The organism is Halobacillus salinarum (assembly GCF_022919095.1).
Lineage (GTDB): Bacteria > Bacillota > Bacilli > Bacillales > Halobacillaceae > Halobacillus_B > Halobacillus_B salinarum.
Genome location: NZ_CP095073.1, coordinates 1,254,950 through 1,271,297 on the forward strand (window position 1 = coordinate 1,254,950; position 16,348 = coordinate 1,271,297).

Below are 16,348 nucleotides of genomic sequence, written 5' to 3' on the forward strand. Positions count from 1 at the left end.
AGCTTATGGAAATGAGCTTTCGATGGTACGGGACGGATGATCCCGTAACGCTAGAACACATTAAACAAATTCCTCAGATGAAGGGATCGTTTCTGCTATTTATGATATTCCAGCGGGGGAAGTATGGCCTTATGACCATATTCTTTCCTTAAAACAACGGATTGAAGAAGCTGGCATGCGCTTAAACGTGATCGAAAGTGTGCCGGTTCACGAAGATATTAAGCTTGGCCGTCCGACGAGAGACAAGTACATTGAAAACTACCAGCAAACGATCCGCAATTTAGGAAAAGCGGGCATCGGTACGGTTTGCTACAACTTTATGCCGGTGTTTGACTGGACGAGAACGAACTTAACGGCTGCGCTGGCAGATGGCTCTCATTCGCTTGCTTACCACGAAGAAACAGCGGCTTCGATTGATCCCTTAGCAGGCGAACTGGTATTGCCGGGGTGGGATTTATCTTATCAGACGACAGAGCTTCAAGAAATTATGGATGAGTATCGCAGCATTAGCGAAGAGCAGCTGATGGACAACTTAATCTACTTTTTAGAACGTGTGATTCCGGTAGCGGAAGCGGAGGATGTGCTCATGGCCATTCATCCGGATGATCCGCCTTGGTCTATTTTCGGCCTGCCGAGAATTGTGACGAATAAGGAAAACATTGAATACTTTTTGAAAAAAGTTGACCGCCCTCATAATGGCCTGACGTTTTGTACCGGGTCTTTAGGATCTTCTAAAGAAAATAATCTCTTTGACATCATTGAGGCCGCTAAAGGCCGGATCCATTTTGTGCACGCAAGAAATGTGAAGTGGACTGGGGAGCGGTCGTTCCAGGAAACGGCCCATTCGATTCATGAAGGATCTCTGCCAATGGTGGACTTAATCAAGAAGCTCCATGAGGCAGGCTTTGATGGGCCGATCCGTCCTGATCACGGCCGGATGATCTGGGGAGAGGAAGGCCGTCCTGGTTACGGGCTTTATGACCGTGCGTTAGGGCCTCCTATTTAAACGGCATCATCGACACCATTAAATAAAGAACGGAGGAATTAGATGGAACTCCCTTTTCATATTAATCTCGAAGGAAAAACAGCAGTCGTCACCGGCGGAAGCGGGGTACTCGGATCTGTGCTCAGTCGTGCACTGGCCAAGTGCGGTGCAAAGGTGGCCATTCTAGCCCGCAATCAGGAAAAAATCGACCGGGTAGTGAACGAGATTCATGAAGATGGCGGTGAAGCCCGTGGATATAGTGTGAACGTCCTCGATAAAAACGAGCTGCTGGATATTAGAGAGCAGCTCAACGAAAAGTGGGGCCCCGTGGATATCCTGATAAACGGAGCCGGAGGCAATCATCCGAAGGCAACGACCAGTCATGAATATTTCACTGGGGAAGCGGAAGACGCGCAAACGTTTTTTGATTTGGAAACAGAAGCCGTGGACGAACTATTCCGTCTCAATTTCTCCGGTACTTTAATTCCGACTCAGGTATTTGCTGAACAGATGACGAATAAAAAAGAAGCGGTGATCCTTAACATCTCTTCGATGAATGCTTTTACCCCATTGACTAAAATTCCAGCCTACAGCGGTGCGAAAGCCGCGGTAAGTAATTTTACCCAGTGGCTGGCCGTATATTTTTCCAAAGCCGGCATCCGCGTCAATGCTATGGCGCCTGGCTTTTTTCTCACCGAGCAAAATCGCGGGCTGCTGCTGGATGAACAGGGAAAATATACAGAGCGTGCGGATAAGATTCTTTCCCAAACTCCAACAGAGCGCTTCGGGGAAGCAGAGGAGCTTGTAGGTACGCTGCTGTGGCTCGTAGATTATAAGGCATCGAGCTTTGTGAATGGAATTGTCGTTCCTATTGATGGAGGCTTTTCAGCGTATTCCGGAGTATAATAGTAAACAAATAATTGATTCAGCAACTCAGCTTGCAGAAAAACTTGGTTTTTCTGCAAGCTTTCTATTTACTAAGCTCGCTTGAAATTTCAGGCATTTCATTTAAGTTACTCATCAAATCCAACAGAATAAGATTTTATTTTGTAGTAAAAAGATACTAATAACTATCTGTTTTTATGATAAAATAACTATTGATAGATAAGTCTAAAGGAGGGTGTTAGGGTTATTGCTAGGATTACATAGGAGTTCTATAACTTAATAGAAAGGATGGTTGAATGAAGTGTTCTAATTGTAATCACGAACAGGAATCAGGGAAGTTTTGCGGAGGTTGTGGAAGTTCGTTAGTTAGTGATGGATTAACTCATGCTGGAGAAGTTTCGGAGGTGCCAGCAGCAGAGGCGGCTCATTCAAATAATGAAAATTTAGAGAAGGCGAAGCAGTTTTCCAGTGCATATGGCCATTATTCTTTAAAATTATTAAAAAGACCTTCTCATGCATTTGATGCCGATGATTCATTGTTTTTTCAAGGTCTAACTACTCTTTTCGTTTATTTACTTGCCTTTTCACTCAGTTTATATTTCTTGGCAAACTCTTATTACAAACAGTTTGCGAGCTTTGTAGGGGGCAATCGCTGCCTTTTTTTCCAATAAGTTCAAGGCTCTTTCTAGTAGGCTTCATCGCTCTGTCTATCGGATTTGTGGTTTTGTTTGCTGCCGTTAAAATGCTATCCATACCTTTGGATGTTAAAGCTCTAACTGCTCAATATGCAAGTTTATTAGTTCCATTTGCAGCATTAAATATCGTTGCTATAGTCTTTGGTTTAAGTGGAAGCGCCACCTTAACTTTAGGGCTGGCAGGAATTTCTTTATTCTTTTCGATGTGCCTTGTGCCGGCTTTAGCGATCTATACGTATGTACTGAAATATAAACCACAGGTAAATAGTATGTATTGGAGCTTTGGGGCTATGCTTTCGACTCTAATCATTTCCTATTTTATCGGCTACAAATTAGTTGAAGGTATGATTGATAAGATCGATACTCTTTTAAGTGTATTTTAAAAAGGGACTGGGAAATTATAGATATGATCTGATTCCTGACGGTTCTTCTGAAAGCGATGCATGATGTTGAGGAGACCGTTCTACCGTTTTAATAGACAACTGTCCAAAGTATTGACAGTGATAGATATGAAAATAATCTACCATAAAAAATCCGAACGGAGAGTGAATTCTTATCAATTTCACCTTCATTCGGATTTTATTATGATTAAAACACTCTTGGCCAAGTCCCTTTGAAACTATAGTTCATTCCGATTGGTGTCTTCAATAGTAATTTTTATAATTTTTAATCCTTCATCGGTTTCTTCTACTGTATAAGTTTTGTTTCGATCATATTTTGTCTGTTCGCCTAGGTGGTTGGTAAAGATAAATTTTTCGTTTGTTGTAATCTTATAAGTGTCCTCATCATTCTGAACACTATGAGTCACTTCGTTATTGGTAAAATTATAAGAATATCCTTTATCCTTAAGCTTTCCAATGTAGTTTTTTAGTTCAGCTCCAGCATCCTTGGCGAGAAAAGACGAAACAATGTTGAAATCTTTTGAATTTAAAGCTTGTTCATAAGCATCCCGGAAGGATAGAACATGATTATTAGCAGCTTCTACACTGTTTGCGCTGCTTTCTCGACTTGAGCCTGCCATTACTTCTTCTTCTAATTCAAATTCAAAATCAAGGTCTCCCCAATATCCAGATGCCTGGTTAACTACTTCTGTGCTATGATTTGTCCCCTGCTTGTCCTTCCATTCAGCATGCATTTTCACTTCTTTATCTTCTGGAAAAGGACCAAGTGCTTCATAGTCTTTTAATTGTTTGTTTGTACTTTTTCCGTTGATATAGAGAGTAGCTTCAGGAACATTGGTCGTTATTTGATAAGTGCGCTCAGGAAATTCAAATTCTACTACGATTTCCTGGGACTGATTTGGAACAATCTCTATGGTTTGTTTTTGCTTAATGTCTCCAAATTCCGTCTTCATCAGCCCATTAATTTCTATTTTTCCAGGGTATGAAGCCACTAGTTCAAGAGGCTCTTCCGGGTTTTTTAGCTCAACGGAGTGATCTTTGAGGAAAAATGAAGCAGGCAGATTTGAATGTACCATTACAAGGGATGGTACAGCCTGAATTTCATAATTATGGTAGATTCCAGGTACAACCGTATTCTTTTTCACCATGAACAAAGTATTTCCATCAAAGTCTTGAATGCTCGAATCAAAATTTTTATCTCCGTTGAGAGCTTCAGTCAGCTGAGTACGAATATTTTTCCAGTCTGCTTGGTTAAGGTAATTTAAGTATTCTTGTTTATTTAACATTGCTTTGTCATCTAGAGTAAGGTGTGTGAAAAAAGCATCTTGATTGGATTCAGTCATGGCACGATCCATTGCTTTTACGTCTTTCATGGGGTCTAATAGTGAAAGAATAAGCAGGTGCATACTAATAAGTATGGCTGTTAAAGCGATAGCAGCAATTATACTGATTTTTTTCTTACGCGACATAGGCGGTTTCCTAACCTTTTCTTGTTTTGGCTCGGAAAATTTCAGGTCTTCCTTTTCTTTAACCTGCTTTATTCCACATTCTGTACAAAAGTTTTCATTAGTCAGCTTATGGCCGCATTCGGTACAAAAATTCAACCTCACTATCTCCTTTCATGAAAATGAATGGGCGCTTAAGAAAGAATCTCAAGCGCCCATTCATGTGATTAGGATAAGGAACTATGTAACTTGATACTAGTAACCGGACGCTCCTATTCCAAGAAGGGTTACAAATCCAATTTGGTAAATAAACATAAAGGCGCCCATAATTAATCCGGAAATGGCAAGTCCTTTTTTTACATCCTTTTTCATCCCGATAAAACCGAAGATAATTGCTAGTACCCAAAAAAGGAATCCAAAGAATATACCAATAAACGGGATAAATCCAAATACTACTCCGATAATCCCTAATACCAATGAAGCCACCGCAAGTCCATTGCCTTCTGGTTTCTCCACGATAAGTCTCGTCGTTTGTTCTTCCACTTCAACTCCTCCTTTCATCCTATATGTAGTTCTTGATTAATATAGCATTTTATGGGATATTTGTCACCAATATATGGTAAAAAATATCTAACTAAATAATTTTCATAAAGGTCTTTAAGACCATTAGGACATGGGTTCATCTGTATAAAAGAAAATGTTATTTTAAATAGAGAGGAGGATGTCTATGTTCATCTCAGGAATCATCCGCTACAAACGACATCATATCAACTTTGAAGTACGCTATGGGGAGGAGCCATTTACTGATACGCAGGTAAACGAGCCGGAGATTAAACATCCGCTCATTAATAAAATTAATCAAAAGTACCGGGTGAAATATCCTAAATCAAGTATCATCGAATCGGTGAAGTGGACTTCTATTTAAATATCCGGCGGCAACAGCCCCGCTTGCAGAGATCTTTTCAGGTCTCTGCATTTTTTGTATGGAAAAAAATAAAATTTTAAGAAAATTCTAATATTATATTGACCTATACATATATATCAAGTATGTTAACTATATAACAACCTAATCGGAGGGATGTCCAAAAAATAACAGTCACTTACTTAATTCGTCGACTGGTCTGTCCATGCTTTTATTTTTTTGTCTGTATTTGAAAGCGCTTACTATTTTCGGTTGATTACTATGATAAAGGAGCGATGTTATGAAGTTCACGTCTGCTAAAAAGCTTGCTGGTCTATCCGTTCTCCTTATTTTCTGCTTCATGCTTGCGGCTTGTTCGGATAATGAAGCAAATGGATCAGGAGATGGCGGTTCAAAGGATGAACTAACGATCACCTTCCGCGGAGGTGGAGGTTCCAATGAAGGATTGGTTGAATGGCTCAATGAAGAAGTGATCCCGCAATTTAATGAGGAACATCCGGATGTCAATGTGAAACTCTCTCCTCTGAAAGTAAACGAAGGAGATTACTTCGCTAAAGTGGCCCTGTTGTTAAAGTCAGAAAATACAGCCCCGGATCTCGTGACCGAGGATACGTTTATGGTGAATTCAGATGCAAGTGCCGGTTATCTTGAGCCTATATCGGATAAGGTGAAGGGTTGGGATGAATGGGGCAATTTTACGGAAAACGTAAAAGCCGGTGTAATAGCAGAAGATGGAGAGATCTACGGTGTCCCTTACAATACAGATTCCCGGGGGCTTTGGTATAACAAGAAAGTTCTTAAAGAGGCTGGTGTCTCTGTTCCTTGGGAGCCGAAGACGTGGGATGACATTCTTGCCGCTGCAAAAGCTGTGAAGAAAAACATGCCGAAGGATGTCGTTCCATTATGGATGAATTCAGGAAAAGCAACCGGTGAGGCGACGTCAATGCAGACCTTTGAAATGCTTTTGTATGGAACAGGGGATCCGTTATATGACCAGGATAAGAAGAAGTGGATTGTGAAAAGTGACGGGCTCTCAGACACCTTTAAGTTTATTGATCAGGTTTATGAACAGGATTTAGGTCCTGATCTTTCTAAAGCGCTTAACGGACAGGGTGGAACAATTGCCTACCAGCAGCTCATGCCGCAAGGGAAGCTTGGCATTGGTCTGGATGGCATTTGGCAGGCAGGAACATGGAGAGAAGGCGGTCCAGCTCCGTGGCCGGAATCTGATAAAGATCTTGGTTTTGCTGCTATGCCGACACAAAACGGGCAGGATCCTGGTACGACATCGATGTCTGGTGGCTGGGCACTTTCCATCCCGTCAAAATCAAACAATAAAGATCTAGCCTGGGAATTTATTAAAATGGCTTCAACGAAAGAAAACAATCTTAACCTGCAGCTGAAGGACAGAAGCTTGACGCCTCGTGAAGATGTGGCGGAAGAAGAAGAATACCAGCAAATGGACTTCTTTGAAGAAGCTTCCGCTTACTTGGAAAATACTCATTTCCGTCCAGCAGTGGATAAATACCCGCGTGTATCTACAGTCATCCAGACACTCGTTGAAAATGTAGTAACCGATAAACTCACCCCTGAACAGGCAGCAGACCAATACAAAAAAGAGGTTACAGATATAGTAGGTGCTGATAAAGTGGTCGAACGATAAAGCATACGAGCACAGCCCTCCCTCCAGAAGGGCTGTGCTGGAAATACATTTCGAAAGAGGTGGTCTTGTTGAGTGCAGATCAAGTGTTATCGGCCAGAATTAATAAGAAAAAAGGCAAAAGAAAAGCTATTATGCTGCGGTCGATTTTTTTCTTGCTGCCTTCGTGGATTTTACTGCTTGTATTCTTCGTCGGCCCAATCTTGTTAACCTTTTATTTCTCCTTTACGAACCTCGCATTAACCGGTACACAAGCCCAAAGTATGGAGTTCGTCGGTTTTCAAAACTTTGCGGCGATGTTCGAGGATCCCGGCTTTAGAGTGAGTGTGATGAAAACCATTGTTTTCTTGTTTCTCTCCGCGATTGTCGGTCAGCAGGTATTAGGTTTTCTGCTTGCGATCTTAATGAAAGAAAAGAACCAGGCATTCCGCAGAATTATCGGGATTATCGTTATTGCCGGCTGGGTAACACCGGAGATTGTAGTTGCCTTCTGCTGGGTTGCTTTTTTAAGTGACAGCGGTACGTTGAACATGCTGCTGAACTCCCTTGGTTTGGAGTCGATTACCTGGCTTTATTCCTTTCCGATGATTAGCGTGTGTATCGCAAACATATGGCACGGCACAGCTTTTTCAATGATGGTATTCCAGGCTTCCCTTGACGACGTTCCGAAAACCGTTGAAGAAGCAGCAATCATTGATGGCGCCTCCAAGTTTCAAGTACTTACAAGGATTATTCTCCCGATGGTGAAGGGATCGATTGTGACGAACATGATTCTCGTAACTTTGCAGACGCTCGGCGTATTTACATTGATTTTTACAATGACGGGCGGAGGGCCAGGCACGGCTACCCAGACACTGCCGATCTTTATGTATAACCAGGCATTTGTCAATTACCAGTTAGGCTATGGAACTGCCATTTCTCTCGTGCTGCTCATCATTGGAATCTTTGCCAGCCTTTTTTACATTCGATCCATGAAAGTACAGATTTAGAAGGAGTGGAAAGAATGAATCGTTTTAAACTTGAAAAAGTGGTTCCTTACTTTATTTTAACGGTCATCGGCCTTTGCTTTATGCTTCCTCTTTTATGGGTGATGTTTGCTTCTGTGGATTTAAATGCGAAGCAGGCGTTGACGATCCCGAAGGAGTTTACGTTGGACAACTTCACCGCGATTTTATCGGATCCGGCGAATATCCGCTCGTTTATGATTGGACTCTTTTTATCGTGTGGCCAGGCGCTGCTGGTCATCATCGTCGGAGTGCTTGCTGCTTATCCGTTGTCCCGTTATTCACAAAAATATAAGAAGCCTTTTATGTTCACAATTTTGTTTATGACTTCCCTGCCGATTACAGCGGTGATGGTGCCGGTGTACCAATTATTTATTTTTCTAAAGCTGCAGGATTCGCTTGTTGCTACCATGCTTTTTCTCACTGCGTCAGGTCTTCCTTACGGGATATGGATGCTGAAAAACTTTATGGACGCAGTCCCGCTTGAACTGGAAGAATCCGCCTGGGTGGATGGTGCATCGATTTGGAAAGGGGTTAAGCGTGTAGTCGCACCATTAATGATTCCCGGCATTTGTACCGTTGGAATTTTTACCTTTTCGATGAGCTGGGGGAACTTCTTTGTTCCGTATATTCTTATCCAATCCCCGGATAAATTTCCTGCTTCGGTAACTATTTTTCAATTCTTTGGTACCTATGGAATGGTGGAATACGGAAAGCTCGCGGCATTTTCCATCATCTATACGATGCCGGCTGTCATTCTTTATATCTTTGCTCAAAAGTTTATGTCCCAAGGGTTCAGTCTTGGCGGGGCCTCAAAAGGCTAGTTTAATTTCGAAGGAGTGATAGGATTGTTTTGGACGATTGAAAAACTAGAACAACGTATTTCAGAATTAAATGCTTATCGATATATTGCTAAGCGGCCACTCGAATCGTTTGCCTCCCTGCCTGATGAAGAAGGAGAGGTTGCAGCCCGTCCGCCTGAGGCAGGAGACTGGGGGACGTGGAAGACTGGAGAAAGGTGGGAAGGTCGTGACCAGTATGTCTGGTTAAAGAAGGAAATCTCGTTTCCTGGGGAATGGGAAAATGAAAAAATTGTCGGCGTATTTGATTTCGGCATCACTGATGGCGGCCATAACTCAGGGTTTGAATCACTCCTTTATGTAAACGGGGAGCCTTATCAAGGCGTGGACATGAATCATCAGGAAGTAATATTTGACCGTTCACTTGCCGGCTCTCGCGTTGAGCTTTGCTTTCGCCTCTGGTCCGGGCTGGAAGGCGGAGGCGCGCCAACGATCCAGGAACATAAATTGAAGCAAGCCTTTATTGCCTGTCTCGACGAAAAAACGGATGATTTATACTTTACATCGGCCGCGGCTTTGGAAACCGTAAACTATTTGGATGAAAATCAGCCGGAGCGGCTTGCTCTGCTTAAAGCTCTTGACCGTGCTTTTTATGTGATCGACTGGTCAGAGCCGGGCAGTGAACATTTTTATAAGTCTGTTCATCAAGCGCAGGAACAGCTTCGTAGCGGACTTGAAAAGATTCCGAATGAATCGCAGGTCAGGATTAATGCGATTGGCCATACCCATATTGATGTTGCCTGGCTGTGGCGCTTAAAACATACAAGGGAGAAAGCGGCCCGTTCCTTTTCGACGGTGCTCCGTTTAATGGAGCAATATCCGGACTATGTCTTCCTGCAAACCCAGCCGCAGCTTTACGACTACGTAAGTCGTGATTATCCGGAATTGTATGATCAGATGAAAAAAAGAATAGAGGAAGGACGCTGGGAACCGGAAGGCGGGATGTGGCTGGAAGCAGATTGTAACTTAACCTCCGGTGAGTCGCTCGTCCGCCAGTTATTGCTTGGAACGAGATTCTTTAAAGAGCAGTTTGGCAAGGAATGCGAATACTTATGGCTTCCGGACGTATTCGGATACAGCTGGGCGCTTCCCCAGATTCTTGTAAAATCAGGCATAAAAACCTTTATGACGACAAAAATCAGCTGGAGTCAGTACAACAAAATGCCGCATGATACATTTAAATGGAGAGGGATGGATGGAACCGAAATTCTTACCCATTTTATTACGACTCCTGAAGACGACCGCTGGTTTTACACGTATAACGGTAAGATTAACGCACGTTCAGTCAAAGGCATTTGGGATGCATATCGAGATAAAGAATTAAATCAGGAGCTGATTCTTGCTTACGGCTATGGCGATGGAGGCGGTGGAGTCAACCGTGAGATGCTGGAGATGCGCCGGCGGTTTGATGAAATGCCTGGTCTTCCTGAAGTGAAAACGGGAAGAGCAGATGATTATTTCCGCAGGCTTCATAAAACGATCGATGAAACCGATCAATACGTCCACACGTGGGATGGCGAGCTTTACTTAGAGTACCACCGCGGGACGTACACAAGCCAGGCATACAACAAACGGATGAACCGGAAGATGGAGCTTTTGTTAAGAGAAGCAGAATGGATGAATGCCTTCAACAGCATCGAACAGGATACGTGGGAAGGTTATCCGAAAGAGGAACTGACGGAAAGCTGGAAAACAGTCCTCCGTAATCAATTCCATGATATTATTCCTGGATCATCGATCCGCGAAGTGTATGAAGACAGCAAGATCGAGTATGAAGAAGCAGAAGGACTGGCTGCAAGTGCGTGGAATAAGGCGGCTGAGCAGTTAGTGACACAAAAAGCAGGCGTTTACACCATTTTTAATTCTGCTCCTCATGTACGTACCGATCTTGTCCGCATTAAACATGAAACGAATGATGTTGTATGGAAAGATAGTCAAGGCAAAGTGCTTGATGCGCAAAAAACGGCTGATGGAGATTGGCTGGTGGCAGCGGAACAGCTTCCTTCCCTGGGAAAAACTGTTATTGAAAAAACGAGCGGTTCTGGATCACAGGACTCCCCCTTTACTAAGGTCGACCAGGGCATCATCACTCCTTTTTATGAGCTTCGGTGGAATGAAAAGGGTCAGCTGACGGCGCTTGTCGATTTACAAAATGACCGGAGTGTCTTAGCTGAAGGTAAAAAGGGCAATGTCTTTCAAGTATTTGAAGATAAACCGATGCGGTTTGATGCCTGGGATATTGACATTTACTATCAGCAAAAACAAAAGGAAATTGATGCCCTGCAATCAGTGGAGGTTATTGAGTCAGGTTCAATCCGCAGTGTGATTGAGTTTGTCTGGAACTATCACCACTCAACGATCAAGCAGAACATGATCGTGTATGCCAAAAACCGGCGGATCGATTTTGAAACGTACGTGGACTGGCATGAGCGGGAACAGCTTTTAAAGACATCGTTTCCTGTCGACATCAGATCTACCGAAGCAACTTACGATATTCAATACGGCAATGTGAAACGGCCGACGCATTGGAATACGAGCTGGGACTACGCTCGTTTTGAAAGCGTTGGTCATCAATGGGCGGATTTGTCTGAAACAGGCTATGGAGTGAGTCTGTTGAATAACTGTAAGTATGGACACGATATCAAAGACAATGTCATGCGGCTTACTTTATTGAAAAGTGCGCTGAATCCTGATATCGAACAGGACCAGGGAGAACACTGGTTTACGTATTCGCTGCTGCCGCACAAAGACGGCTGGAAGGAAGCAGACACTGTCCAGGAAGCCTGGGCGTTAAACAATCCGTTGACGTGTAGAGAAGGACAGTCGCTAAGCAGCTCTTTGTTTCATGTAAACAGCGGCCACGTCTGGATCGATGCTGTGAAAAAGGCGGAGGATGAGGATGAAATAATTGTCCGTATGCATGAATTCACTGGGGCGAGGAGTAATGTGGAAGTGACTAGTGACTATCACATTACCTCCTGGCAGGAGTGTAACTTAATGGAAAGACCAGTGGATTCCGAACCATCACAGGGAGCATTTCATTTTGAAATTAAACCTTATGAAATTAGAACATTCCGGGTAGCTTTGAAGCAATAGACCAGTTGATTCCTTCTCTTTGGCCGAAGTGTGGAAGAGAGGGAATGAACCCTTAGCATTTTCTTTCTTTGTTTAAAGTTGGTATATTATTATACTAAAGGGGTTTAATGAAATTAGAGGTGACGTTATGAAATCGTTATATGAGCAAGTTTACGAATCCTTAAAGAAAGATATTGTAGCGTCTAAGTACCAGGTAGGCGACAGGGTTCCTTCAGAAAAAGAGTTATCCGAGACATTTCAAGTGAGCCGGATTACGAGCAAAAAAGCGCTGGAGAAATTGATGAATGAAGGGTACGTGTACCGGCAGCGCGGTAAAGGTACCTTTGTAGCTGAATTCGAACAAAACCGTTTGAGAAGCCATAATGGAAAAAGAGATCAGCCGTTGTTTGGTTTAATTGTTACAACTTTCGGAGACAGCTACGGAACTCAGCTGATTACTTCTATCGTGGAATCGTCATTTGATCAGTGCATGATGATTTTAAAATGCTCGTTTGGAGATCCCGCTAAAGAAGAGAAGCTCGTGAAAGAAATGCTGGATTACGGTGTAGATGGATTGATTGTATTCCCAGCCCAGGCGGAGCATTACAGCTCAGAAATACTGAAGATGGTCGTAGACAGATTTCCTCTCGTATTAATTGATCGTTCCTTCAAAGGAGTAGCGGCTACTTCTGTCTCCACAGAAAATGAAGCAGCGGCCAAGGAAGGCACCGATTATTTATTTGAACTCGGGCACGAGCATCTCGGAGTATTAATTCCGCATAGTTTTGAAACTACAACAATCGAAGACCGTCTTAACGGAATTGTGCACGCCTTTGCGGAGAAAAAAGGAATCGTGAACCGGGACTTATGGTGTTCCGGCATAAAAAGTACATTGCCGACACCACAAGCAACAAAAGAGGAAGACATTGCTGTCATTAAAGAGCATATTAAAAAGAACCCTCATATTACTGCATTGTTTTCTCTGGAATATATGATTGCCCTGTTAGCTCAAACAGCGATCCATGAACTGGGACTCCGGGTGCCAGAAGATATTTCAATCCTTTGCTTTGATGCACCAGATTGGAGCGGTCTGGAGGAGAGTTTTACGCATTTCAAGCAGGATGAACGGGAGCTGGGCAGACTTGCTGTCAAAAGGCTGCTCGATATGTATCACGGAGAAACGAAGATTAAGAAAGACCGTATTTCAGCCAAGCTTGTCATTGGCAGCTCGACGAAAGAAATTAATGCGAAGCATCCAAGTCATTAATCTGGGAGGTGAGGATTAAAAAAACTTTATTGAATCAATAAACAAATATCGATTCTTACTATTGAGCTCTTGTATGTCTCGTGTTATGCTTTAATTAATCTTTTGATTTTATTCTAGTGCAAACGTATGCACAGTTTGTTGCAAAACGTATCTGATATATTTTTTTGAGCTTGGTGAAAGCGGATTCAACCGAACCGGCTCAATGAATGAGGAAGATACATAACAAGGTGGCCAAGTCTAGCAATCTCGATTCGTATTTGGTCCATAAGGACAGGCTGTGTGAAGTCAATAACAGAAGCAAACAATCTATATAGGATGAAGGAGAGATTTGAGCATGAACGTAGTAGTATGGAATGAAAATCGACACGAGAAAAGCAACGAAACGGTAGCAGAAATTTATCCGCATGGTATTCATGGCGCAATTGCCGGTTTTTTAGAAGAAGAAAATGTAAGCGTTACAACAGCCACACTTGATGAAGAAGAACACGGATTGACGGACGAAGTGCTAAACAACGCGGATGTTCTTGTATGGTGGGGCCACATGGCTCATGAGGAAGTCTCTGAAGAAATTGCAGAAAAAGTAAAACAACGTGTGCTCGATGGCATGGGACTTGTAGTGCTGCACTCGGCTCACTTTTCTAAAGTATTCAAAAAGCTGATGGGGACTTCCTGTGATTTGAAATGGCGGGAAGCAGATGAGAAGGAACGCATGTGGGTCGTTGATCCAACTCATCCCATCACCGAAGGCATTGGCGAATACATTGAGCTTGAAAAAGAAGAAATGTATGGCGAGCACTTTGATATTCCCGCACCAGATGAACTCGTTTTTGTCAGCTGGTTTGAAGGCGGAGAGGTGTTCCGCAGCGGAGCCACCTTTAAACGCGGGAAAGGCAGAATCTTTTATTTCCGCCCCGGTCATGAAACGTATCCAACTTACCACAATAAAGAGGTACAAACAGTCATCAAGAATGGTGTGAAATGGGTGAATAGCACAAACACACCAACTCCTGTATACGGAAACGCTAAACCACTGGAAACCATCAATAATTAATTAAAAAGGAGTTTTTGTTTATGACTACATTGAAAATCGCTGTAATTGGCTGCGGGAGCATTGCCCAGCATCGCCACTTGCCGGAATATGACATGAATTCAAATGTAGAAATTACGGCCGTTTGCGACATCGTTGAAGAAAGAGCAAAAGAAGTTGCAGAAAAGTTTGGAGCAGAATCGGTGTACACGGATTATCATACACTCCTTGAACAAGAAAATGTGGATGCAGTCAGCGTGTGCACGCCGAACTATTTACATGCCCCTGTATCGATTGCCGCATTAAAGGCTGGCTGCCATGTGCTTTGTGAAAAGCCGATGGCTACTTCTAAAGAAGAAGCCGAAGAAATGATTCAGGCAGCGGAGCAAAATGGCAGAAAGCTTATGATTGGTCACAACCAGCGTTTTGTACCAAGTCACCAAAAAGCGAAAGAATTGATTCAAGCAGGCGAACTTGGAAAAATTTACAGCTTCCGCACGACCTTTGGCCACGGCGGACCAGAAGGCTGGAGTGCTGAAGGGAAGGACACGTGGTTCTTTAAAAAAGACAAGGCATTTATCGGTGCGATGGGAGATCTTGGCGTACATAAAGCCGACTTGCTTCGTTATCTGTTAGGGGAAGAATTCGTCGACGTTGCCGGTTTTGTCGAAAACAATGCCAAAGAAAATATTACGGTCGATGATAATGCCGTATGCATTCTCCGCAGTGAGAGCGGGATTGTAGGTACGTTGACAGCAAGCTGGGCTTACAAGCCGAATGAAGATAACTCCACGGTTATTTACGGTGAAAAGGCGACCCTTCGTCTTGAGGATGATCCTAAGTATTCCTTAATCGCTCACTACACGGACGGAAGCACAGTGAATTATGAGCTTGGTCAAATCCAGTCTAATGACGAAGGCGGCCAGTCCAATTCCCATGTCGTTGAGCATTTTGTGGAGAGCATCCTTAAGGATACGGATCCATTGATCAATGGGGAGGAAGGCATGAAATCACTAGAAATCATTCTCGGCGCTATGAAATCGGGAGAGACACGTCAAATCAGCAGTTTGGAGAAGGTAGTCAAATGACGTTATTAAAAATGGGGATTATCGGTGCAGGGGGAATTGCCCAGGACCGCCACATTCCCTCCTACTTAAAGCTGAAAAATAAAGTTGAACTAACAGCTGTACAAGATGTAAATGAGGCACGAGCGAAAGAAGCAGCTGAAAAATTTCATATTCCCAACGTTTTTTCAAACTATCATGACTTGTTTAAAGAGGTTGATGCCGTCACAATTTGTACGCCGAACAAATTTCACGCGGAAATCGCCGTGGCTGCACTAGAAGCAGGAGTACACGTGTTGTGCGAAAAACCGATGGCTATGACGACCACCGAATGCCAGGCGATGATCGATGCTGCCAACCGCTATGATTCTGTCTTGTCTATAGGCTACCATTTCCGCCATATGCATGAATCCCAAGTGGCTAAAAAAGCAATCATCAACAATGAAATCGGTGATCCTCTAGTGACAAGAGTTCAGGCGATGCGCCGCCGGAAGGTTCCGGGCTGGGGCGTATTTACGAACAAAGAACTGCAAGGCGGAGGCAGCCTGATTGATTTTGGCTGTCACTTGCTCGACTTAGCTCTGTGGCTGCTTGATGATCCGAAGCCGGTCGAAGTTATGGGACGTGCGTATGACCGTTTAAGTAAAACACCGGGGCAGGTGAATGACTGGGGCGAGTTTGACCATGAAACCTTTAACGTTGATGATCATGTCACCGCTTATATCGCTTTCGAAAATGGTCTGTCCATGCAGTTTGAGTGCTCCTGGGCGGCCAACATTAAAGAAGACAATACGACATTAAGCATCTCCGGTGTGGATGGCGGCTTAAGTGTCTTTCCGTTCGAGCTTTACCAGGCGAAGTACGGCGAGCTGTGGGACAGCCAAGTTAAACTGCGCGGCGGAGCCGATGATTTTGGATTAAAGCAGGCGGAAAATTTCGTCGACAGCTGTATGGGCGCGGCCGACTTAGTTGTCGAGCCTGAACAGGCGCTTAAGGTGACTCAGCTTATGGAAGCGATCTATGCCAGCAGTAAGACAGGGACAAGTATCAAGCTATAA

At 43.5% G+C, this 16,348-nt stretch carries 14 protein-coding genes and 1 pseudogene; 13 read left to right on the forward strand and 2 right to left on the reverse strand.

Annotated features, from left to right (window positions below; genetic code table 11):
• Positions 1-5: 5 nt before the first annotated feature.
• From MUN89_RS06440 to MUN89_RS06455, 4 genes and pseudogenes are all read left to right on the forward strand, one after another.
• Positions 6-1,032 (forward strand): annotated as a pseudogene (locus tag MUN89_RS06440) (mannonate dehydratase).
• Between the two features lie 16 nt (positions 1,033-1,048).
• Positions 1,049-1,891 (forward strand): SDR family oxidoreductase, encoded by an 843-nt coding sequence (locus MUN89_RS06445; protein ID WP_244712364.1) that lies wholly within the window; start codon positions 1,049-1,051, stop codon positions 1,889-1,891.
• Positions 1,892-2,166: 275 nt separating this feature from the next.
• Positions 2,167-2,541, forward strand: coding sequence for a hypothetical protein (locus MUN89_RS06450; RefSeq protein WP_244712365.1), 375 nt, complete (start codon positions 2,167-2,169; stop codon positions 2,539-2,541).
• A gap of 86 nt (positions 2,542-2,627) precedes the next feature.
• Positions 2,628-2,948, forward strand: coding sequence for a hypothetical protein (locus MUN89_RS06455; RefSeq protein ID WP_244712366.1), 321 nt, complete (start codon positions 2,628-2,630; stop codon positions 2,946-2,948).
• Positions 2,949-3,184: 236 nt separating this feature from the next.
• Here the strand turns inward: MUN89_RS06455 and MUN89_RS06460 are convergent, their stop codons facing one another.
• Entirely contained in the window at positions 3,185-4,435 is a 1,251-nt protein-coding gene (locus MUN89_RS06460; RefSeq protein ID WP_244712367.1) for a TcaA NTF2-like domain-containing protein, read from the reverse strand.
• A gap of 231 nt (positions 4,436-4,666) precedes the next feature.
• On the reverse strand, positions 4,667-4,954 hold the full coding sequence (locus MUN89_RS06465; protein ID WP_244712368.1) for a DUF4190 domain-containing protein: 288 nt from the start codon (positions 4,952-4,954) through the stop codon (positions 4,667-4,669).
• A 184-nt stretch (positions 4,955-5,138) separates the two neighbouring features.
• Between MUN89_RS06465 and MUN89_RS06470 the strand changes: the two genes are divergently transcribed.
• The 9 genes from MUN89_RS06470 (at position 5,139) to MUN89_RS06510 (ending at position 16,348) form a co-directional block, all read left to right on the forward strand.
• Positions 5,139-5,336, forward strand: coding sequence for a hypothetical protein (locus MUN89_RS06470; RefSeq protein ID WP_244712369.1), 198 nt, complete (start codon positions 5,139-5,141; stop codon positions 5,334-5,336).
• A 277-nt stretch (positions 5,337-5,613) separates the two neighbouring features.
• Positions 5,614-6,996 (forward strand): extracellular solute-binding protein, encoded by a 1,383-nt coding sequence (locus tag MUN89_RS06475; RefSeq protein WP_244712370.1) that lies wholly within the window; start codon positions 5,614-5,616, stop codon positions 6,994-6,996.
• A 131-nt stretch (positions 6,997-7,127) separates the two neighbouring features.
• Positions 7,128-7,982: a carbohydrate ABC transporter permease gene (locus tag MUN89_RS06480; RefSeq protein ID WP_244713603.1), complete on the forward strand. Its 855-nt coding sequence runs from the start codon at positions 7,128-7,130 to the stop codon at positions 7,980-7,982.
• A gap of 14 nt (positions 7,983-7,996) precedes the next feature.
• Entirely contained in the window at positions 7,997-8,821 is an 825-nt protein-coding gene (locus MUN89_RS06485) for a carbohydrate ABC transporter permease (RefSeq protein ID WP_244712371.1), read from the forward strand.
• Positions 8,822-8,845: 24 nt separating this feature from the next.
• A complete protein-coding gene (locus tag MUN89_RS06490; RefSeq protein WP_244712372.1) occupies positions 8,846-11,953 on the forward strand; it encodes an alpha-mannosidase in 3,108 nt (1,035 codons plus the stop codon).
• A 127-nt stretch (positions 11,954-12,080) separates the two neighbouring features.
• A complete protein-coding gene (locus tag MUN89_RS06495; protein WP_244712373.1) occupies positions 12,081-13,199 on the forward strand; it encodes a GntR family transcriptional regulator in 1,119 nt (372 codons plus the stop codon).
• A gap of 334 nt (positions 13,200-13,533) precedes the next feature.
• On the forward strand, positions 13,534-14,250 hold the full coding sequence (locus MUN89_RS06500) for a ThuA domain-containing protein (RefSeq protein WP_244712374.1): 717 nt from the start codon (positions 13,534-13,536) through the stop codon (positions 14,248-14,250).
• Positions 14,251-14,270: 20 nt separating this feature from the next.
• On the forward strand, positions 14,271-15,314 hold the full coding sequence (locus MUN89_RS06505) for a Gfo/Idh/MocA family protein (protein ID WP_244712375.1): 1,044 nt from the start codon (positions 14,271-14,273) through the stop codon (positions 15,312-15,314).
• On the forward strand, positions 15,311-16,348 hold the full coding sequence (locus MUN89_RS06510) for a Gfo/Idh/MocA family protein (protein WP_244712376.1): 1,038 nt from the start codon (positions 15,311-15,313) through the stop codon (positions 16,346-16,348). Before MUN89_RS06505 ends, MUN89_RS06510 begins: the two co-directional genes overlap by 4 nt.